Consider the following 20,654-nt stretch of genomic DNA (forward strand, 5'->3'; position numbering starts at 1 on the left):
CCCTTACCAGGACTTGCCGATGACGAGGCGGAAGTTGCGGCCGAAGATCGGACGCCCGTAGATCGCCTCGGCGCTGCCTTGCCCTGCCAGCGAGTCGGTGCGGGTGTTGCCTTCGGTCAGGCCGTGGGCGTTGAACAGGTTGTCGCCGACGACCTGCAGCTGCCACGTGCCGTGCTTCACCGTCACGCCCGCGCCCACGGTGCCGTAAGCGGGCAGCGCGGTGTTGTTGTAGAGGTCGACGAAGCGCTTGCCCATGTAGGTGTAGCGGCCATAGATCGACACGTCGGTATCGCCGGTGGTGAAGTCGAAGCTGGGGCGGATGTTGCCGTAGACCTTCGGCTGGCGGACGATCTGGTTGCCCTCGGCCTGCTCCGGGTCGGCGCCGGTGCTGCTCTGGAAGTTCTTGTACTTGGGATCGCTGACCGTCAGCGCGCCGTTGAGGGTGAACCACGGGGTCACGCTCCAGGCGCCGTCGAACTCGACGCCCTTGACCTGCGCCTCGCCGATGAAGGGCACGTTCACGTCGTTGCGGCCGGTGGTCGGATCGTAGGCCAGGAACGAGGCGTTGAGCGGGTCGAAGTTGGTGTAGAAGCCCGTCACATAGAGGTACGAGCGGCCCATCGACAGCTTGAGGCCCGCCTCGAACTGGTCGGCGACGGTGGTGATGATCGTCGGGTTGATGCTCATCACGGTCTGGACGTTAGGCGGCGTCTCGAGGTGCGAGGCGCGGCCGTAGACGCCGATGTGGCTGGAGAAGTCGTAGTTCGCCCCGATCGTCCAGTTGGTGACGTTGGGCTTGAGCTTCTGGTTCAGGATCACGCCGGTGAAGGCGCGGGTGCTGTCGTCGGCCAGCGTGGTCATGTCGCCAAGGTTAGCGGCTTCGGTCAGCGCGGCCCAGCCCTTGTAGCTGTAGCGTTCGTGGCGGATGCCGCCGTCGATGCGCAGGCCAGGCACGATTTCCCAGGTGTCGTTGGCGTAGAGCGCGAACATCTTGGCGTCGCTGTCGCCCTGGTTGAGCGTGGCGGCGTAGTTCAGCACGCCGTTGTCGGTGACGCGGCCCAGTTCGGTGCCGGCGGCGTTGTACGCGACGAGGTCGAGGGTGCGCGGCTTGCCGGACACTTCGATCAGGTAGTTCTGGTAGAGCGTGCGGCTGTCCTCGCCATAGAGGCTGCCGTAGACGCCCAGCTTGATGTCGTGGGTGCCGAAGCCGGTGTCGAACTTGCGTGCGACCGAGAGGTTGGCCTGACCCGAATAGAACTTCGAGTGGATGTCGCGGTACTGGCCCTGCATGACGAGGCCCGACGCGGCATAGGGATCATAGACGGTGTTGGTCCCCGCCAGCGTGTAGCCGAAGTGGTCGATCGCACCGAAAGCCGTGGTGGCGCGGGCGAGGTAGCCTGCCGCGAAGGCGTTGCCGTCGGCCGGGTTGGTGGTCGAGTAAAATGCGGTGAAGTCGTTCTTGCCCTGCGTGTAACCGGCAGCGGCGGTCACAAGCCACCCGTCGAAGTCGCCTTCGTAATGCGCGCCGAAGTTCACCATCTGCATGTGGCGACCGTCCGAAAGATCGGAATTGCGGCTCTGCACCACGCCGTTGCCGTCACGGTACTTGAGGTTGACGTTGCGGAAGGCGGGCGAGTTCATCGTGCCGTCGAAGTAGTCGATGTACTGGTTCAGCGACGCGCCGGTCAGCGGATTGTTGGTCGGGATCGGCAGATAGAACGTGTTGTGATCGTTGACGTAGTTGAAGTTCAGCTTGATGAACCCGTTGTCGGTCACATGCTTGATGTTGGCGCGGATCTGGCCGCCCTTGTCATTGGGGAAGCCGTTGTCGCGGTAGCCGTCGTGGTAGCGCATGAAGCCACCGACCGCGTAGTAGGTGTCCTTTGCCAGCTTGCCCGCCTGATAGGCATCAAGGCGGTAGAGGCCGGTATCGCCCAGCGTCACTTGCGCCTTGCCGCGCGCTTCCTCGCCGCCGGTCACGGTAATCGCATTGATGATCGCGCCCGAGTAGCTGGCGTAGACCGGGGCCGGACCGCCGCGCACGACTTCGACGTGGTCGGTCATCAGGTCCTGCTTGAGGATGGCGTCGCCGCGGAAGAACACGCCGTCGTTCTCATGGAACAGCGGCAGGCCGTCCTGCTGGAAGCTCACGAAGCCGCCGTCGTTGGGGAGGCCGCGGATGCGGTAGATGTTCTGCACTTCGCCGCCGGTGATCTCGGTCTGGAAGCCGGGAAGCTGGCCGATCAGGTCCGCGAAGTTGACCGGGGCGATCTTCTCGAAATCTTCCTGCGAGATCGTGTTGACCGCATAGGACACGTCGAAGCGGCGCTCGGCGCGGGTCGAGCCGGTGACGATGATGTCATCGCCGGTCGATTCGTTCGAAGCGGTGGGCGCGCCAGCGGGCGCCTCGTCGGCGTAGGCGGGCGTGAAGGCGGTGGCGAGCGCGGCAAACGCCGCGCCAGTGGCGAGAACGGACTTGAGCATGACGGCCCCTCATGAATCTGGGTCGCCGGGGAGGCGGCGACGGGGGCGCTCTGGACGCGGTGTGTGACGTTTTTAATTATTGTTGTGAAAATAAATAAAACACCATACGGCGCCCGGCCATGGCCACTCCCGCATTCGACAAGGACCAGCGGCGCATCATTCATGAACTGCGCAAGGCGGGCGCGCTGTCGCGCTCGGCGCTGGCGGAGCGGCTGGAGATCAGCCACACCGCCCTCACCCGCATCTCGCGCGAACTGCTGACGCTCGGCCTCGTCGAGGAAGTGACGGAGGGCGGCGCACAGGGGCGCGGACGCCCGGCGATCCCGCTGCGGCTGGCGTCGACGGGCGGCTATGCGGTGGGTGCGACGGCGCACAAGGGCCTGCTCGACATCGCCATCGTCGACTTCGCGGGCCAGACCATCGCCACCCACCGCGAAGACAGCGATCCCATCGACCCTCGCCAGTTCGCGCAGCGCGTCCGCCGCGTGACGCACGACCTTGTCGACCGGCACGGCCTGCTCGGCCAGCGCATGCTCGGCATCGGCGTGGCGGTGCCCGGCCCGGCGCTCTCGCTGGAGGGCGAGCGGTGGAGCGTGGTCGAGGACATGCCCGGCTGGCGCGGCACGCCCTTGCGCGAGATCCTGAGCGCCGAACTGGGCTGGCCGCTCTGGCTGGAGAACGACGCCAACGTCGCCGCCATCGCCGAGTTCTACATGGGCGGCCTGCTGCGCGAATTCTCGACCGTGGTGGTGTTGCTGCTCGGCTACGGGATCGGCGCCGGGGTCATCGTCGATGGGCGGCTGGTGCGCGGCCAGTTCGGCGTGGCCGGGGAAGTCGGCTGCCTGTTTCCCGGCGACCGCCCGCGCCCGAGCCCGCTCGACCTGCTCTCCACCTTGCGCGCCAGCGGCTGCGACCTCACCTCGGTGAGCGAGATCGACCTTGCCTCCGAAGCCCAGCGCCCCGCGATAGAACAATGGATGGACCGCGCCGCGCGGCAGTTGGAGGTCGTCGCCGACACCGCCTTCGCCTGGCTCGATCCCGGCGCCATCGTGCTGGCGGGTGCGGTGCCCGGCGACGTGCTGGAGGGTCTTGCCTCGCGCCTGCGCGCGGCCTCGCTGGTAACGACGGTGGACGGGCGCGGCCCGCCCGTGCGCGTGTCCGGGCTGCGCGGGTCTCCGGTCACGCTGGGCGCGGCGCTGCTGCCGATCCACGCGATCTCCGCGCAGAGCTGAGCGGCAACGTTTTGTAAGAATAGGATCGTGGCGCAATTGCGGGGTTTTCGCTAATGCGAAGCCCTCGCATATGATCCCATCCCTGTCACCCAACCTCCTGCTCGTCCTGGCGATGCTGCTCAAGACCAAGAGCGTCAGCGGCACGGCGTTGATGCTCGGCATCAGCCAGCCGAGCGTGAGCCGTTCGCTGTCCAAGTTGCGCGGGGCGCTCAACGATCCGCTGCTGGTCCGCTCCGGCGCCGGGATGATCAGGACCCGGCGCGGCGACGAACTCGTCGGAAGGCTGGCAGACTGGGTAGCCGAAACGTCCAGCCTGCTGGTAGAGAAGCGCTTCGACCCGGCGCAAGTGAAGCGCCGCTTCCGTATCGCATCTACCGATTTCGGCGTACTCGCGGTCGTTCTGCCAGCCCTACCCCGGCTTCGCGAAATCGCGCCCGGCATCGCCATCGACGTGCTGCCGCTGGGTCATGCCACGCACCGTTCTCTGGCCCAGGGCGACATCGACCTTGCCATTTCCGGGCTGGAGCACGATCCCTCCCAGCTCCACCGCCTGCACCTGTTCAGCGACCATTTCCTTTGCGTGACCCGTCCCGACCATCCGCTGGCAGGCGAAGGCGAGGTGCCGATCAACGATTTCCTCGATCACGACCACCTCGGCCTGACCGTCAGCGATGCGGAGCTGGATCGGGTAACGACACTGCTGGGCACCGGATCGCGCAAGGTCGTCGCAAGCGTCCCCTACTTCAGCCTCGCGCCCGATCTTCTCGCAGCCGGAGACTTGGTCATGGCCGTGCCTTCGCGGCTGATGCGCAGTTGCCCGCGCGATCTCGCCACTAGACCGGCTCCCGCTGTAATCGGGGACCTGAACTACTGGCTGCTCTGGCACGAGCGCAGCCACCGCGACCCTGCCGCCGCATGGCTGCGCGACCGGCTGCTCGAGGCATGCCGCGAGGGCGAGGCAGCCCCGGCGGAATAATCGCTATCCGATATTGAGTGTTGGCCCGAGGAGTGCTCCCCGCCAATGGCACTAATGCAATAAATTCGCATTAGCATACATCTAGGGGGTATCGTGATCTACAAATCCAGGCTGCGCGGCAGCGCGGCGGCGCTGACGCTCGCCACCGCACTTTACACCGTTCCGGCGCTCGCTGCCGACGATGCGGAAGGCGCCACTGCCGCCTCCACCATCGTCGTTACCGCGACCAGCCGCGAGCAGGAAGTGAAGGACGCGCCCGCATCGATCAGCGTCATCACCCGCGAAGACCTGGAGCGCCTGCCCTACCGCGAAGTCACCGACGCGCTGATGGAAATCCCCGGCGTCACCGTGACCCCCGGCGAGGGCAACAGCCGCGACATCTCGATCCGCGGCATGTCGCCGCAATACACGCTGATCCTCGTCGACGGCAAACGCCTGAGCAGCCGCGAGACGCGCACCAACGGCGGCAACACCTCCGAAGGCGGCATGCTGCCTCCGCTGGAATCGATCGAGCGGATCGAGGTGGTGCGCGGCCCGATGTCCTCGCTCTACGGCTCTGACGCGATGGGCGGCGTCGTCAACGTCATCACCCGCCGCATCGCCACCAGCTGGCGCGGCAGCGTGCGTATGAACGGCACGATGCAGCTGGGCGACGACTACGGCAATTTCTACGACGCCAACTTCTACCTCTCCGGCCCGATCACCAAGGGCATCGGCCTGCAGGTTCAGGGATCGCTGAACCGCCGCAACGAGGACCATGTCGTCGGCGGCACCCCCGAGCGCAAGGACGAGAGCCTGGCCGGCAAGATCGGCTTCTCCGCCGGACCGGACCACGACTTCATCGTCGAGGGCGGCTTCTACAGCCAGAAGGTCACCGCAACCGCAGGCAAGACCGTGGAAGTGACCGCCACCGTCCCCGAAGGCACCCTCGATACGCAGACCCAGGAGCGCTATGTCGTCGCCCTGACGCACTCCGGCCGCTGGGGCTTCGCGAACTCGGAAAGCTACGTGCAGTACGAGGACGCCAAGAACCTCGAGACGACCAAGCGGATCAAGAACACCGTCGCGCAGTCGATCTGGTCGGTGCCGCTTCCCTCGAACATGCTCAGCATCGGCGGCTTCTTCCGCAACGAGGATCTCATCGACACGGTCGGCAACCTGTTGAACGGATCGACCCGCACCGGCGCCAGCCGCACCAACTGGGCGCTGTTCGCCGAGAACGAACTGTCGATCCTGGACACCCTGCGCCTGACCGGCGGCATCCGCATGGACAACGACGAGCAGTACGGTGTCCACTGGACGCCCCGCGCCTACCTGGTGTGGAACTCGACCGATCGCCTGACCCTCAAGGGCGGCTATTCCAAGGGCTTCCGCGCTCCGAACCTGCGCCAGACCCTGCCTGACTGGGGCCAGTCCAGCCGTGGCGGCACGATCTACGGCAACCCGGACCTCGAAGCCGAAACCTCACGCACGATCGAGGCGGTGGCGATGTACGAAGGCAAGGGCTTCCAGGCCAGCCTGACCGCCTACGACACGCGCTTCAACGACAAGATCACCCGCGTCACCTGCGAGATCCGCAGGCGCATGGTGCATCGACGAGCCGCTCAGCTCGATCGGCCGCCCGCCGACGACATACGTGAACATCGACAAGGCGAAAGTGCGCGGCGTCGAGGCGACCATCGACCTTAACCTCACCCGCACGCTGCGTTTCAATGCGACCGGCACGCTCACGGATTCCGAGCAGCTGACCGGCACCAGCGCGGGCATGGCCCTGAACGACACACCCAAGCAGCAGGCGAGCGCGTCGCTCAACTGGAAGCCCGACAATCGCCTCTCGCTCTATGCCCGCGCCGTCTATCGCGGCGAGGAAGCGGTGACCGAGGCGCAGATCAGCGGCAACAACCTCGTGGTCGAGATCCTACACCACGGTCGATCTGGGCGGGTCGTACAAGCTCTCGTACGGGTTTATCTTCAATGCCGGCGTGCAGAACCTGTTCGACAAGCGCCTGAACTACGACGAGGCCGGCTACATGATCGACCCGGCACGCATCTGGATGGGCGTGACTGCCCGGTTCTGAGCTTGTTCGCGTGGGTTGCGCCCGCCAGCGCATCCCACGCGGGCATCGGTTCAAGCCTCTCGTCATCGGCGCTCACTCCCGCTAGAGGAGACCGCCGAGCGAGGGAGCACCACGAAGCATGAACGTCTACCGCCAGAACGCCCGCGTCCTGACCGCGAGCCTCGTGGGCACCGCCGTCGAGTTCTACGACTTCTACATCTATGCGACCGCCGCCGCGCTCGTCTTCGGGCCGCTGTTCTTCCCGGCCGAGTCCGCGACCGTCCAGCACCTTGCCGCTTATGCCAGCTTCGCCATCGCCTTCATCGCGCGGCCGGTGGGGGCGACGCTGTTCGGCCATTTCGGCGACCGCGTGGGACGCAAGTCCACGCTCGTCGCCTCGTTGCTGCTGATGGGCGGGGCGACGGTACTGATCGGCGTGCTGCCGACGTATGAAAGCGCGGGCTGGATCGCCCCTGCCCTGCTGTGCCTGATGCGCTTCTGCCAGGGCCTGGGCCTTGGCGGCGAGTGGGGCGGCGCGGCGCTGCTGGCGGTGGAGAGCGCGCCCAAGGGCTACGAAGCGCGCTTCGGCATGTTCCCGCAGCTGGGCGCGCCGGTCGGCTTCTTCGCGGCCAACGGGCTGTTCCTCGTGATCAGTTCGGTGCTGAGCGATGCGGAGTTCGCCGCCTGGGGCTGGCGCATCCCCTTTCTGCTGAGCGCGGTCCTCGTCGGCCTCGGCCTGTGGATCCGCTTCCGCCTTTCCGAAAGCCCGGTCTTCGCAAAGGAAGACGACCACCACCGCGCCATCCCCGTGGTCGAGCTGTTCCGCACCCACATGCGCGAGACAGTGGCGGGCACTTTCGCGGTGATCGCCTGCTTCGCGCTCTACTATCTCGCGACCACCTTCGCACTGGGCTACGGCACTGCGACGCTGGGCTTCGGCCGTCAGCAATTCCTTGGCGTACAGTTGTTCGCGATCCTGTTCATGGCGGTCGGTATCGTCGTTGCGGGCTATGCGGCCGACAGGCGCTCCTCGCGGTCGGTGCTGATGTTCGGGTGCTTCTGCGCGGTGCTGCTGGGCACGGTGATGGGCCTGATGTTCTCGACCGGATCGCTGTTCGTGATCGGTCTGTTCCTGTGCGTCGCGCTGTTCACCATGGGCCTCGTCTACGGCCCGATCGCCGAGCTGCTACCCCGGCTGTTCAAGGCGCGGGTGCGCTACACCGGAGCCTCGATCGCGTTCAACGTGGGCGGCATCGTCGGCGGCGGCTTCGCGCCCGCCGTGGCGCAGGGGCTGGCCGACAGCGGCGGCGTGCTGTTCGTGGGCCTCTACATTTCCGGCGCAGCGTTGCTGAGCCTGTTTGGGCTGATGGCGGTCCGGGCCGAGCGGGTTTGAGCCCACCTCGTCATTGCGAGCGAAGCGAAGCAATCCAGGGCGGTTTATGCTGCCCTGGATTGCTTCGCTTCGCTCGCAATGACGACCGTTCGGATTACAGCCGCGCCAGCATCTGCAGCGATGCGCTGAAGTAATCGCTGTCCAGCGCCACCGGTGGAGTGGATCCGATCAGCCGCGCCGCGATTGCCGCGCCGCCGCTGGAGAGCGCATAGTTCGCCTCCTCGCCGGTCACCACATCGACCCACGCCGGGATCGAGCGGTGCTGCGCGATCCGCGAGCGCCACCAGTCCGCCACCGGCTGCACCAGAGTGGAACGCCCCCCGACCGCAGCGTAAAGCGGAATACGGATCGCGTCGTAGCCGAAGCGCGGCGGCTTGCCGACCGCAGGGGCGACGGCATTATAACCGCTCACCGCCACCCAGTCGCTCGGCAGGGAATGCATGCCGAAGCGCGCCAGCGTCGTGATCGCCTCGGAGTCGCGGACCACACCGCCCCAGGTCGCAGCGCCGTCCACCTTGGCGAACTGGTCGAGCGCGGGCCACACGAAGTAGGAGGGGTTGAGCATGACTTGCGCCCCTTCCGCGAACCCGACGACGCCGGGCAGCAGCAGTTCGCGCCCGAAACGCGAGATCACGCAGTGCTCGCGGATCGCCTTGCGGACCTCGCGCGCGCGGTCGCTCCACTCGGAGCGCTTCCACCGCTGACCGGCAAGCGCCAGAGCCCAGGCGATGACGAGATCACCATCCGTCGCATTGTTGGGATCGGAGACGGGCACCGCCGCCGTGGGATCGTACTTCCACGAATGGAGCGCCATGTCCTCGCGCCCCAGGGTGTCCTGCGTCCACTTGGCGATGCGTTCGAAAGCCTCGCGGTCCCCGGCGCGCAGGGCCAGGATCATGCCGTAGCTCTGGCCCTCGGAGTGGCTGATGCGGCCGTTTCCGGTGTCCACCACGCGGCCCTCGGGCGCGACGAAGCGGTCGCGCCACTGGGTCCATAGCGGGTCGTTGACCTGCTGGGCCCGGCCCTGGCTGGGCGCGGTATTGCAGGCGGCAGTGAAGGCCATCAGCGCCCCCAGCGAAAACGTGCGACGATCGACCTTCGGCCGGAAAATGGAGTCAGCGGCCATGACGAAGCTCGAGCGTCTCCCCTTCCATTCCGCAGTGGTGCGCAGCGCCGGTCCGCTGCCGAGGACGCGGAACCAGCTGTCGTAGGCCCCTTCCAGAACGCCGAGCAGCATGCGTGCCCAGTGGCCCGCACGGTCGGGCGAGATCTCGGTCGGCAGGTCGCGGTGGCGCACGATGATGGCCTCGCGGCCGACCGCCAGTTCGATCTCGCCCCAGTCCAGCGCCTGCCAGAACGCGTTGATCCGCGCGCAGAGCACCGATGCGTCGTTCACGCCGTCAAGCGGTTCCAGCGCGGCCATGCGGCGGCCGATGGCGAGGAAGAAGCCGTGCGCCTGTTCCTCGGGGATACCCTCGGACACTTCCGAGGCGGTGGCGATCGCCAGCAGCGCGAGGCCGCCGACGGCATTGTCCGAAGGCCCGCTGCGGGGCTGGGGAAAGGCCTGCATCTTCATTTACCAGTGCTCCCGAAGCTCTGCCGCACCCCGAGGATGGAGCGGAACTCGTCATAACTGCCGAACGTGTTGTACCCCAGTTCGCCGCCGATGCGGGTATTGGGCGTGATCTTGTAATAGAGCGACCCTTGCGCCGAAAGCGCGAAGCCGGTCTTGCTCAGGCTGTCGAAGTAGGAACGCACGTCCGAATTCTCGGCCTTGAGCGCGTTGAGTTCGGCCTGCGCGGTATCGTCAGTCGGGTAGATCGCCGTCTGGTCTTCCTTGTAGCTCTGGAAGCCCGGGGTAAACGAGGCGGCCACATCCCAGCGCGCGTCCTGCATGGTGTAGTTCACCGGGAAGCCGACCGAGATGAAGTTCTGCGGGCTGAAGTAGCCGCCGTTGCCGAACGTGAAATAGTTCTGGCTCTTGTCGTAGGCCTGATAGTTCACGTTGAGGCCCACGGTGACGCGTGAATTGCGGCCCTTGTAGGCTTCCAGATAGCCGCCGACGTTGGCCTCGATACCATCGTTGTTCGCCACGTTCTCGCCGCGCAGGCGGTAGTAGCGTGCCTCGGCATAGACGCCCGAGCCGTTCTCGTCGTAGCTCAAACCTAGGCCGCCCGCCGTGCGCATCACCTGCCCCCAGCGCTCGCCGGTGACGGGATCACGAGTGCCCGCGTAGGAGACGATGGAGTCGGTGACCGGCTTCTGCTCGACAAAGGCGGTGGCGCGCACGTTCTGGCCCAGCTTGGGAGTGACGGCGGCGCGGCCCGCGAACTTGGTCTTGCCCATGCCGATGGGCGTGGTGCCGCCCTCCAGCTGGACCCAGTCGTTCTCATAGCCCGCCGACAGCGCGACGCCCGAACCGTTCTGGGTATCCGCGTTGACGAGTGCGGACGGCTCCGCCGCAACGATGCCCTGCGCCTCCGGCGTGGCGTTGCGACCGAAACGCGCGAGGCCCGAGCCGGTCGGGCGGCCCGCGTCGATCACCACGGCCTCGGCCTTGGCGAAGACGCGGCCACCGGCGGCGCCGGTCGAGAACTTGGCCGAGCCCTTGATCTCGTCGAGCTTGGAGAGGCCCGTCTCGCCCGAGCGGCCGCGATAGCCGGTCTGGACGTCGACGCGCGGGCCGGTGTCCTGCGCCAGCTGGTCGATCTGCGACTGGATCTGCGTCATCACCGGATCGCCGGCGTAGGCGACCGGGACTTGCGGGCCGTCATAGCCCGGTGCGCTGGCCGGGGCGGCCCATGCCGCTGCCGGAGCGGTGCTGCCGCTGGGCGAGGCGTAGCGATCCGGGGCGGAGTAGCTTGCCTGCGGCGCCGCGTAGGCCTGCGGCGCTTGTGCTCCGGCGAACCCGCCGAAGCCGCTCTGCCCCGTTCCAAGCCCGACCGGCGCGGCGCCGAAAGCGCTTGCCTGCTGGGGTGCCGCGTAGCCGAACCCGCTCTGCGGGGCCTGCTGCGGATAAGCGGCCGGAAGGCGCGTGCCACTGCCGAGCGCGAACGGGTTCACCTGCTGCGGTGCGGCCTGCATCTGGTTCCGGAACGGGTTCGCGCCGCCTGCGGTGCTTATGCCCGCGAAGGGATTGCCGCCCATCGCCACGCCGCCGCTCTGGCGCGCGTAGAGGGCACGCGCGTCCTTGAGCAGCGCCACGGCAGCACGATCATTGCCGCGTGCGCGCTCGACGTTGGCAAGGCCCATGCGCACCTGATAGTCCTGCCCGTAGAGCCGCAGCACCTGCTTCTGGGCCTGTTCCGACAAGTCGCGGTCACCCGCGCCCTGTGCGGTGTCGGCAAGGCCGAGCAGCGCGTCCTTGTCGTTGGGCTTGCGCGCCAGCACCAGCTGGTAGGTCTGCGCCGCCTTCGCGGGCATCCCGCCGGTCTGGTAGAGCCGGGCGAGGCCGGACATGATCTCGGTATTGTCCGGCGCGGCGGCATAGGCCTGCTGGAGAATGTCGAAGCTCTCGGCATAGCGACCGCCCATGCGGGCCTCGTCGGCCTGCCCGACCATCATGCCTGCACTGATGCGAGCGTACGCCTTCTGCCCCTCGGCACTGGAGCCCGCCAGCTGCGAGGCGCGCTGGAGCGCCTGCTGGGCAAGGTCGCTGCGGCCGGTGCGGGTGAGGACGCCGATCAGGCCCTCGTAATCGGCGATGTTGTCGATGCGTCCCGTCGCGGCATTGGCGGCGACTTCGGCCGCACCCTGCGTATCACCGAGGTCGAACAGCGCGTTGGCGACGGCGGCCTGCTTGCCCGCGGGGATCGAGGCCATCGCGCCGAGCTGGCGCAGCCCGCCCACCGCCTGCGCGCCCTGCCCGCTGGCCGCCATGGCCTTGGCGCGGGCGATGGCGGCGTCGGTCTTCACGCTCAGCGCAAGGTTGCGCATCGGCGCGGTGCGCTGCGTTTCGGGGATCATGGTGATGAGGCGGTCGGCCTCGCTCGCCCGGCCGAGGTCGTTGTTGAGCAGCGCGGCGGCATAGAGCGAGTCGGCATTGCCGCTGGTCGCCAGTGAACGGATCAGCGATTCCGCTTCGGGCACGCGGCCGCGCTCGATCTGGAACTGGGCGAATTCGTAGCAGATCCACGGATCGCTGGGGTCGATGACGAGGCCCTGCTGGAATTCGCGCACGGCGCCGAAGTCGTCACCGCGCTCGGCAGCGGCGAGCGCACGGCCACGCGCGGCGCGCAATTGCAGGCGCTTGTCGTCGGCAGCGGTGCCGCCCTGCGCGGCCTGACGGTAGAGGTCGGCAGCGTCGGCATAGCGGCCCTGACGCTCGTAGATGTCGGCCAGCAGTTCGAGCGCCGGGCCGGGTTCCTTGTAGCCCGAGCGCGCCAGCTGTTCGGCGCGGCTCTGCGCTTCGGCGAGGCGGTTCTGGGCGATGAGGCCCTTGGTCTCGTCCACCCCGGCGAAGAAGCGCGCAGCGGACAGGCCCTCAGCCCACTGGCTGGCCTTGCCGTTGGCGGAGGCCTGTTCGAGCAGGCTGGCCGCTTCGGCGAACTGCCCTTCACGCAGCCGCACGAGGCCGAGACCGCCGAGCGCATCGGGATCGCGGCGGTTGACGCCAAGCGCGCGCTGGAACTGCGAGGCCGCCGAGCCGAGGTTGCCGTCGTTCAGCGCATCGAAGCCCGAGACACGTGCACGACCGGCGCGGTCGGCGGCCGAGACGGGAGCGGGCGTCGGGGTCGGCGCAGGCGTCGGCTTGGGCGCAGCGGCGCGCGCAGGAGCCGGGGCGGCCTTGGGCGCGGGTGCAGGCTTCGCCGCAGCGGGTTTGGCCACAGGTTTCGGCGCGGGCTTGGGAGCGGCCGGCTTGGGCGCCTGTGCTGGAGCCTTGAGCGCCGGGTTGTTCGGATCAAGCGCGCGGGCGCGCTTCAGCGCCTGCTGGGCGAGATCCTCGCGCCCCTTCGAGCGCCAGTACTGGGCCTGCTTCACCAGCGCCTCGACGCCCGCGCTCTGCGCCTCGGCCACTGCGGGCAGCGCCCCAAGAGTCAAAGGCGCGGTCGAGAGCAGCAGGGCGACACCGAACTTGGAGGTACGCGAAATCGTCATGCGTGATCGTCCTGGCGCGCGAGGCGCTTCTGGGCCTGTCGGCGGAAGAAGATGTAGGCAGGTCCGGCAAGGGCCAGCGCCAGCAGCAGCGTGAACACACCCAGCATCATCGGGCGTTGGCTGACGTAGTAGGCAAGCTTCATCCAGATCGGCAGCGAGCCGACCCAGTAGCGGTTCGAGAGCGCAAAGCTGGTCATGCCGTCACCGCGCGTGACGGCAAGGTCACCCTGGATCGCGGCGTTGATCTTCACGTCGGCCATGCCGTCCACCAGTGCGGGCAGCGCGGCGCCATCGTCCGACAGCAGCGCGACGACGGTGCGGTCCGAGGCGTAGGGCGACTGGAAGCTGACGATGCCGGAGAACCCTTGCGCGTTGTAGACCACCGGGGCGGCGGCCATCGGGTCGTTCTCCTGCGAACCGCCGAACAGCGCCGTCACGTACTGCAGCGGGGAGCGTTCGGACACGCGCAGGCGGCCGTTCTCGTAGCGCACCGGCGCATCGCCGAACATGTCCGCCTCGGCCAGAGCGGTGCCGCCGATGACCAGCACGTCCTGGCTGGCCAGCGCGTCACCGTCGATCGAGGAGGTCACCGTCACCGCCGTCACCGGAACGCCCGTCAGATCGCCGAAGCGGCCCATCAAGGTAAGGAACGCCTGCACCGAGGCCATCGACGGGTTCGGCGCGACGACCACGGTGGTCTGCGCCAGGTCGGGGCTGGCGGTGAAGGGAAGCCGGCGCCCGCGAACGTCGCGAGGTCAGGCATCATGATCGCGTGATAGGCGCTGGTGAGGTCGATGGTGCTCTTCGGGTCGACCGAGACGCGCACGTTGTCCGGCAGGGTGCCGGTGCACTTCTTCTTGTCGGCGATGAGCAGGTTGTAGTCGTAAGTCAGCTCGTTCTGGCCGAACAGGTTGTAGCGCGGCAGCGTGACGGTGGCGTTGGAATCCGCGCTCTTGGCGCCGGCCGGGCCGAACAGCTGGCTCCACCAGGCGGCGCCGAGCGGCAGCGTCTTGAGGTACTGGCCGTTGATCGAGACGTCGAGGCGCGAGGCACGCTTGTCCAGCCACTGCGCAACCGGATAGCGGTAGCCGAGGTTCAGCTTGCCGCCTTCGCGCGGCCAGAAGAACAGGTCGGGCGCGACGCGGAAGCGGGTGGTCAGCGGGCCGGGCGGGATGCCCATACCCTGCAGCGCGTAAGGCTCCATGATCGAGCCGAGTTCGACCGGCTTGTCGGTGGTCAGCCAGCGCACCGCGCCGTAACGCGGCCATGCCGGGATGCGCACGCCGTCGAAGCTCATGCGCTGGCCGCCGAACACGCCGCGACCGAGCGCGACGGCAGCGGCGGCGAGGCGCAGGTCCTCGTCGTTGCGGCCCATGATGACCAGCAGCGTGCCGTTGGGATCGTTGGGGTTGCGTAACGCGGCGGCGACGGGGCCACCTGCGGGCGCGATGTCGAGGCCGGGGATGCCCTGCGTGCCCTTGAGGAACACGATGGCATTGCCGCGCGGGATCGAGCCGACGACCGGCTGGAAGCTGAAGCCGCGATAGCTGGCGAGCGAGCCGAGCCAGCTGGCGGTCGCAGCGGCGGCCTGCAGTTCACCGGCGCGCGGCTGCGTGGCGAAGACGAAGGGCATGCGCAGCGGCACGTTCTGGCCCTTGTCGAAGAACGGCAGCGGCAGGCGCGACAGGTCCGGGCCGAAGGTCAGCGGCTGGTAGCTGAAATCGAACCACGAACGGGTGTTCGAGATGTTCGCCCACAGCGAGGAATGGAACGGGTCCTCGCAGTCGCGCGCATAGTGGCCGATCAGGCGCAGGTTGAGCTGGTTGTCACCCGGCAGCAGCAGCGCAGGGTTTACCGGGACCTCCAGCACCTGCCCGGCGGCATTGGCGCGGGTCAGCGGCACCGTCTGCGCGACTTCGCCGTTGACGATGACCACCAGCTGGCTGAGGTCGTCGAGCATCGAGGGCGACCAGGCCATCTGCAGGCGCAGCACGGCGCCGGTGGCGATGCGGTCCTGGCGCATGCCGAAGGGGATGCCCATTTCGCCCTGCGTCCCGCGCAGGCGGATCGGCTGGGAGACGCGCAGGTCCTTGAGGGTCAGGCGCTCGCTCATGCCGCCGGTGTTGGTGGCGGCAGCCGGAGTGGCGGCGGAAGCCGCCGTCTCGGGCGCCTTGGCCGTCGGCTGGGCGTGGACTTCGGAAGTGCCGAACAGCAGCCCGGCAGCCCCCAGGGCGACGGCACCGGCCAGCATCGCCGCCTTGGCGAGCGGCAGGCCCTTATTCTTGGGGTCGTTCTTCTCGGCTTCCTTCGCCGCCTTGGCCATCGCTGCGCGCTTGGCGCCGTTGGCGGCCTTCATCTGGCGGCGTTCGGCGAAATTCAGACGCAGCATGCGCTTCAACGTTACCATATCCACCCTGAGAATGTCGCCGAACGAACGGGCCGTGCCGACCATGGCCGGCGGTCCCCACGGCTGCCACGCATCGGCGCGGCCCATCACCGCGCGCACCAGATGGCGGCCGGCGAGAATGTCGAGCTTTTCGAAGCGCACGTAGGAATTGCGCTGGTTCGTACGCATCGTCGTGACCGGGATCGAGAGCACCTCGTCGCCCATGGCCATGGTGATGTGGCTGACGGTGCGATCCTTGGTCGGCAGCTCTTCCGGCAGACACAGCGCCGCGCCGCCCATCGAGATGTCGATGGTTTCGGCCGGAACCGTGTGACCCGAGGCGAGGTAGGCGGTGACCGGCAACTGCACCGGGATGCGGATGTCCACGCGCTCCTGCCGGGTCTCGCGCGCCACCGAGACGGCAGCGAGCAAGATCGCGAGGGAGAACAGCGCCCAGGCCACGTTCAGCACCAGCGTATCGGTCTGGATGTTGAACATGTACGGGAAGAACGCCCATTTCACGACAGCCATGGTGATCCCCAGGATCACGAAGCCGATGCAGATGAGGTGCGGCTTGACGATCGCCCAGTCGAAGTACGTCTGGTCGAGCAGCGAGCCCTTGTCGGTCACGTTGAACTTGCCCTTGCGCGGCTGGAACCAGGTCATGACCGTGGGCTTGACGAGATGGAAGGCCAGGATCGTCTCGTAGACTTCGCCCCAGTACGGACGGCGCCAGCCGCCCTGCGTCTTCTCGTTGGCAACCGACGAGCAGAACAGGTGCGGCAGCGCATAGGCGAAGATCAGCCCGGCGGACGCCTGGATGATGTTCTGGCCGAAGATCAGGTAGGCAAGCGGGCTGGTCAGGAACACGATGCGCGGTACCGGATACTGGAAGTGCATCATCGCGTTGAGGTAGCAGAGGCGCTGCTGCCAGGTGAGGCCGCGGCCGAGCAGCGGATTGTCGATGCGCAGGATCTGCGTCATGCCGCGCGCCCAGCGGATGCGCTGGCCGACGTGGAGGACGAGGCGCTCGGTGGCGAGACCGGCCGAGAGACGCGCCGAGATGTACGCGGTGTTCCAGCCGGTGCGCTGCAGCTTGAGCGCGGTGTGCGCGTCCTCGGTCACGGTCTCGCCCGCGAAACCGTTGGTCTCCATCAGCGCCTCGCGGCGGATGATCGCGCACGAACCGCAGAAGAAGGTGGCGTTCCACAAGTCGTTGCCGCCCTGCACCGGGCCGTAGAAGAGGTCGCCCTCGCCCGGCATGTCGCCCATCGTCTGCGCGAGGTTGCGCTGGACCGGATCGGGCGAATACATGTGGTGCGGGGTCTGGATCAGCGCCAGGCGCGGGTCCTGCTGGAACCAGCCCACGGTCAGCTGCAGGAAGGCGCGAGTGGGGACGTGGTCGCAGTCGAAGATCGCGATCAGTTCGCCGTCGGTCTTCTTCATCGCCGCGTTCAGGTTGCCCGCCTTGGCGTGCAGGTTGTTGTCGCGGGTGATGTAGCCGCAGCCCGCTTCCTTGGCGAAGGCGCGGAATTCGGGACGCTTGCCGTCGTCGAGGATGAAGACGCGGTAGCGGTCGACCGGATAGTCGAGGTCCATTGCCGCGAAGACCGTATTGCGCACGATCTCCAGGCTCTCGTTATAGGTCGGGATGTAGATGTCGACGGTCGGCCAGGTGTCGGGCTCGCCCTCGGGTTCGATAACCGGGCGGTCGAGCGGCCAGGTAGTCTGCAGGAAGCCCAGCAGCAGGATGACCCAGGCATACAGCTCGGCGAGGTAGAGCACGCCGCCAAACAGGAATTCGAGCGGGGTGTTGAACGCGATCGTCTGCGTCGTGCGCCAGAACAGGTAGCGGGTCGAGACCAGCACCGCCAGGATGCCGAGCGCGACCGCGCCCATGCGGCCCTTGATCCGGCGCATCACCAGAGCGCCCGCCATCGTGACACCGGCGCAGACCCACTGGGCAGTGCCGTCCAGCGGCACGCCGATAACGACTGCGGCGATCCCGATGATCACGGCGACGGAGGCATAGCGGGCGAGCCGGTTGTCCAGCACGCGGGCGGCCAGTTTCTCGATCATGCGGCGCGGCTCGGAGATGACGAGGAATGGGACGAAGCGGCGGGATTGGAACCACGCGCCACCCACGGGCGCCCGGGAGTCTCGAGCGCCGGAACCAGCGCAGTGCCGATCATCTTCACGTCGGCCAGCGCCGCGCTGGAGGGCGCATACTTGCCGAGCGGCTGGAGCATCGCGATCGCCTCGGGCACCGATTCGTCGAGGCGGACGCGGCCGAGCAGGCGCGCGCCCACCAGTTCGCGGATGAACGCCGAAGAGTGGCGCGAAAGGCGGCGCGTCTCGTCCAGAGCGTTGATCACGAAGCTGGTCGAAGCGATGTTCTCGGGGCTCGCCTCGTCCAGCACCTGCGGCATCAGCGCGAGGGTATCGGGCGCGGCGTTGATCACGCAAACGTTGGCGCTGGCGTGCGGCACGACGCGGCGCGCGAAAGCGAACTCGCTGGCGGGCACGTCGATGACCATCACCTTGTCCTGCCCGGTTTCGAGGAAGCCGAGGTCGCGCAGGGCGGGGACAAAGTCGTTGTCCTCGGGCGCGGTGGTCAGGCTGCGCAGGTCGATACCTGCGGCGAGCACGGCATCCTCTGCCGGCGCGAACAGCGAGGGCAACGACATCGCGGGCTGGAGGCCGAAGTGCAGCGGCATGGTGTCACGCTGGGTGGTCGTCAGCACGGTGACGTCGGCGCCCGCCTCGGACAGCGCCATCGCGATATGCGCGGCGATGAAGGTGGTTCCAGCACCGCCCTTGAGGCCGTGGGTTACGATGACGGGCATCAGATCTTCCCCTGCGAGCCGAGATCGGACAAGTGGCGGAGCATGGCGCGTACGTCCTGCTGCTGCGCACCCCGCGCCGATCGGCGGGGATGCTCGCGGCGGGGCCGTTGCCATAGCGGCTGAACAGGGAACTCAGACTTTCGCCGGAATAAGTCTCGACCACTTCGGCGGGAGCGGGTTCGGGCTTTGCCGCCACCGTCGCCTCGGACTGATCGATCGCCTGCAGGCGCGGATCGCGCAGCAGTGCTTCGAGGATCGGCCACAGTTCCAGTTCGCTGAAACGATCTTCGAATTCCTTGTAGGCGAAGTCGTTCTTGCCAAGCCGGTCGAGCAGATTTCTGGCATCGATGCGCATAAGAACCCCTGTATGAACACGTAAATTCTGCACAAAGAATGGTTAAGAAACCGTATGTCGCAGCTAACGGATCATCGATTCCCCCGGCTCTAAGGCGGGGAAAGGTGCCATTCCGGCAACAGTGTTGCGCAAAACAGGCGAGAGAGGGGTTCAGGTGGTGCAATCCTTTGCAGATTAACCATGTCTTATAACCGCTGAATTGCCCGCGCCAACACATGATTCGGGGAAAATACGCATTGCTCTGGAGGGCACTGCCGCAAGGATTTCAGGGTTATAGCAGCAGCGTCACGGCCGGACGATTGCTCCGGTTAACTATCCCGGAAGGACCACTCGACGATGCCGGAGCCAAGTCCCGCGACCGAAGCCCCGGCGCCCGCGATCATGGGCGTCGATGCCCTGCCCGTTCCCGATTCGCCTGATGGCGACCGGCGCTTCGCCCGCGAACGGGTCGAAATGCTTGCCCGTTTCCGCCGCGACCTTGCCAGCCATACCATCGTCCTCAAGGACCTGACCCCGCTCGGCGCGCAGATCGAGAGCGTCGGGCCACTGGAGATGGACGAGGTGATCACCCTCACCCTGCCCGAATGCCGGCCGATGATCGCCTTCGTCGCCTGGGCCAACGGCAATGGCGCAGGGCTGGAATTCGTCCACCCACTGCCGGACGATCTTTTCGCTGAACTAGTCTCGCAATACGGTCTCACCAGCGAAGACCCCGCGCGGGCCTGATCAGCTGACCGCCGGCTCCAGCAGCCGCAGGGTTCCCGCATCGGCGTCGATCTCGGCCATGGCGCCTTCGGGCACGCTGATCTGGCCGCCGACGTGACCGATCATCAGCCCCTGGAACGCGGGCACGCCGAGCGACGCGAGATCGCTGGTCGAGCACCTCATATACGGTGAAGTTGGAGAACCCGCCGTCAGGGTTCTCGCAATGGGTGCATTGTCCGAAGACCACGCCCGCCAGCCGCTCCAGCAGCCCGGCCAGCGCGAGTTGGGTGAGCATCCGGTCGATGCGATATTCTGCCTCGTTGGTCTCTTCCAGAAACAGGATCGCGCCGTCGAAGTCGGGCAGGTAGGGCGTCCCCACCAGAGCGCTGAGTACCGCGAGATTGCCGCCGATCAGCCTCCCCGCGCCTTGCCGCCCCGGAAGGTCCTCACTGCCGGTCCCCGTCCGCCGAGGTTCGGCCCGGCGTAGCTTGGCACCGCATAAGTCGGCATCGCCCCCTCGAAAGCCAACTGGCGGAACGACTCCCACGACGCGGGCGACCACGAAGTCGCGGCGGTGGGGCCATGGATCGAGACCACTCCGGCCCGCGCCAGAGCGAGGCACAGCGCGGTATTGTCGCTGAAACCGGTGAACAGCTTGGGGCTCTTGCGGATCGCCGCGAAGTCCAGCAGCGGCAGCAGCCGCGCCGAGCCCCAACCGCCCCGCACCGCCATGATCGCGCGCACACCCTCGTCCGCGAACATCACCTTGAGATCGCCCGCGCGCGCCGCGTCGGAGCCCGCCAGATAGCCCTCGCGCGCGGTCAGGTGCGGGGCGAAGCGCGGCTCCAGCCCCATGGCCCGGACAGTCGCGCCGATCTCGTCGAGGCCGAAGCGGTCGGCCACGAACCCTGCCGGAGCGACCAGCCCGAGCACGTCGCCGTTGCGCAGGCACGGCGGGCGCACCATATCCCTGGCCTGAGCAGGGGGAGCCGCCAGCGCCCGTAATGCAGGAAGAGCGAGAGCCCCGCCTCCGATTCCCATGAGGGCTGCGCGCCGCGTGAAGGCCGATCCGTTCATCATGCCCGCAGCCTAGTTCCTGTACGAATGCGTGCAACAGTGCGCA

Annotated in this window: 11 protein-coding genes and 2 pseudogenes; 6 read left to right on the plus strand and 7 right to left on the minus strand. The window is 67.3% G+C overall.

The window, feature by feature from the left end; translation table 11 throughout:
* Nucleotides 1-3: 3 nt before the first annotated feature.
* On the minus strand, nt 4-2,484 hold the full coding sequence (locus KZO24_RS14935) for a TonB-dependent receptor (RefSeq protein WP_271182500.1): 2,481 nt from the start codon (nt 2,482-2,484) through the stop codon (nt 4-6).
* 119 nt (nt 2,485-2,603) lie between these two features.
* Here KZO24_RS14935 and KZO24_RS14940 point away from each other — a divergent pair, with 119 nt between their 5' ends.
* From KZO24_RS14940 to KZO24_RS14960, 5 genes are all read left to right on the plus strand, one after another.
* Nucleotides 2,604-3,716, plus strand: a complete 1,113-nt coding sequence (locus KZO24_RS14940; protein WP_271182501.1) for an ROK family transcriptional regulator — start codon at nt 2,604-2,606, stop codon at nt 3,714-3,716.
* A gap of 70 nt (nt 3,717-3,786) precedes the next feature.
* Entirely contained in the window at nt 3,787-4,692 is a 906-nt protein-coding gene (locus tag KZO24_RS14945; protein WP_271182502.1) for a LysR family transcriptional regulator, read from the plus strand.
* Between the two features lie 93 nt (nt 4,693-4,785).
* Nucleotides 4,786-6,381 (plus strand): TonB-dependent receptor domain-containing protein, encoded by a 1,596-nt coding sequence (locus tag KZO24_RS14950; RefSeq protein WP_486486546.1) that lies wholly within the window; start codon nt 4,786-4,788, stop codon nt 6,379-6,381.
* Nucleotides 6,329-6,892: a TonB-dependent receptor domain-containing protein gene (locus KZO24_RS14955; protein ID WP_486486547.1), complete on the plus strand. Its 564-nt coding sequence runs from the start codon at nt 6,329-6,331 to the stop codon at nt 6,890-6,892. Before KZO24_RS14950 ends, KZO24_RS14955 begins: the two co-directional genes overlap by 53 nt.
* Complete coding sequence (locus KZO24_RS14960; RefSeq protein WP_271182504.1) at nt 6,889-8,142, plus strand: MFS transporter; 1,254 nt, start codon at nt 6,889-6,891, stop codon at nt 8,140-8,142. The genes KZO24_RS14955 and KZO24_RS14960 overlap by 4 nt, the downstream gene beginning before the upstream one ends.
* 94 nt (nt 8,143-8,236) lie before the next feature.
* On the opposite strand, the gene KZO24_RS14965 is transcribed toward KZO24_RS14960, so the two are convergent.
* The 5 genes and pseudogenes from KZO24_RS14965 to KZO24_RS14985 all read right to left on the minus strand — a co-directional run bounded on the left by KZO24_RS14965 (nt 8,237) and on the right by KZO24_RS14985 (nt 18,826).
* Nucleotides 8,237-9,718 (minus strand): family 8 glycosyl hydrolase, encoded by a 1,482-nt coding sequence (locus tag KZO24_RS14965; protein WP_486486548.1) that lies wholly within the window; start codon nt 9,716-9,718, stop codon nt 8,237-8,239.
* Entirely contained in the window at nt 9,715-13,239 is a 3,525-nt protein-coding gene (locus KZO24_RS14970) for a cellulose biosynthesis protein BcsC (RefSeq protein ID WP_486486549.1), read from the minus strand. Before KZO24_RS14970 ends, KZO24_RS14965 begins: the two co-directional genes overlap by 4 nt.
* A pseudogene (gene bcsA, locus KZO24_RS14975) lies at nt 13,236-17,704 on the minus strand (UDP-forming cellulose synthase catalytic subunit). Before bcsA ends, KZO24_RS14970 begins: the two are co-directional and overlap by 4 nt.
* Nucleotides 17,701-18,462 carry a cellulose synthase operon protein YhjQ/BcsQ gene (locus KZO24_RS14980; protein WP_486487185.1) on the minus strand — a complete coding sequence of 254 codons (762 nt, stop codon included), beginning with the start codon at nt 18,460-18,462 and terminating at the stop codon, nt 17,701-17,703. Before KZO24_RS14980 ends, bcsA begins: the two are co-directional and overlap by 4 nt.
* Complete coding sequence (locus KZO24_RS14985; RefSeq protein WP_486486550.1) at nt 18,347-18,826, minus strand: hypothetical protein; 480 nt, start codon at nt 18,824-18,826, stop codon at nt 18,347-18,349. The genes KZO24_RS14980 and KZO24_RS14985 overlap by 116 nt, the downstream gene beginning before the upstream one ends.
* Before the next feature lie 336 nt (nt 18,827-19,162).
* Here KZO24_RS14985 and KZO24_RS14990 point away from each other — a divergent pair, with 336 nt between their 5' ends.
* The gene (locus KZO24_RS14990) at nt 19,163-19,552 is read left to right on the plus strand and encodes a hypothetical protein (RefSeq protein WP_486486551.1); all 390 of its coding nucleotides are present in this window, start codon (nt 19,163-19,165) and stop codon (nt 19,550-19,552) included.
* On the opposite strand, the pseudogene KZO24_RS14995 reads toward KZO24_RS14990, so the two are convergent.
* Nucleotides 19,553-20,572: pseudogene (locus KZO24_RS14995) on the minus strand (S66 peptidase family protein).
* Between the last annotated feature and the right edge of the window lie 82 nt (nt 20,573-20,654).

It is taken from the genome of Novosphingobium sp. NFX11 (genome assembly GCF_057376415.1).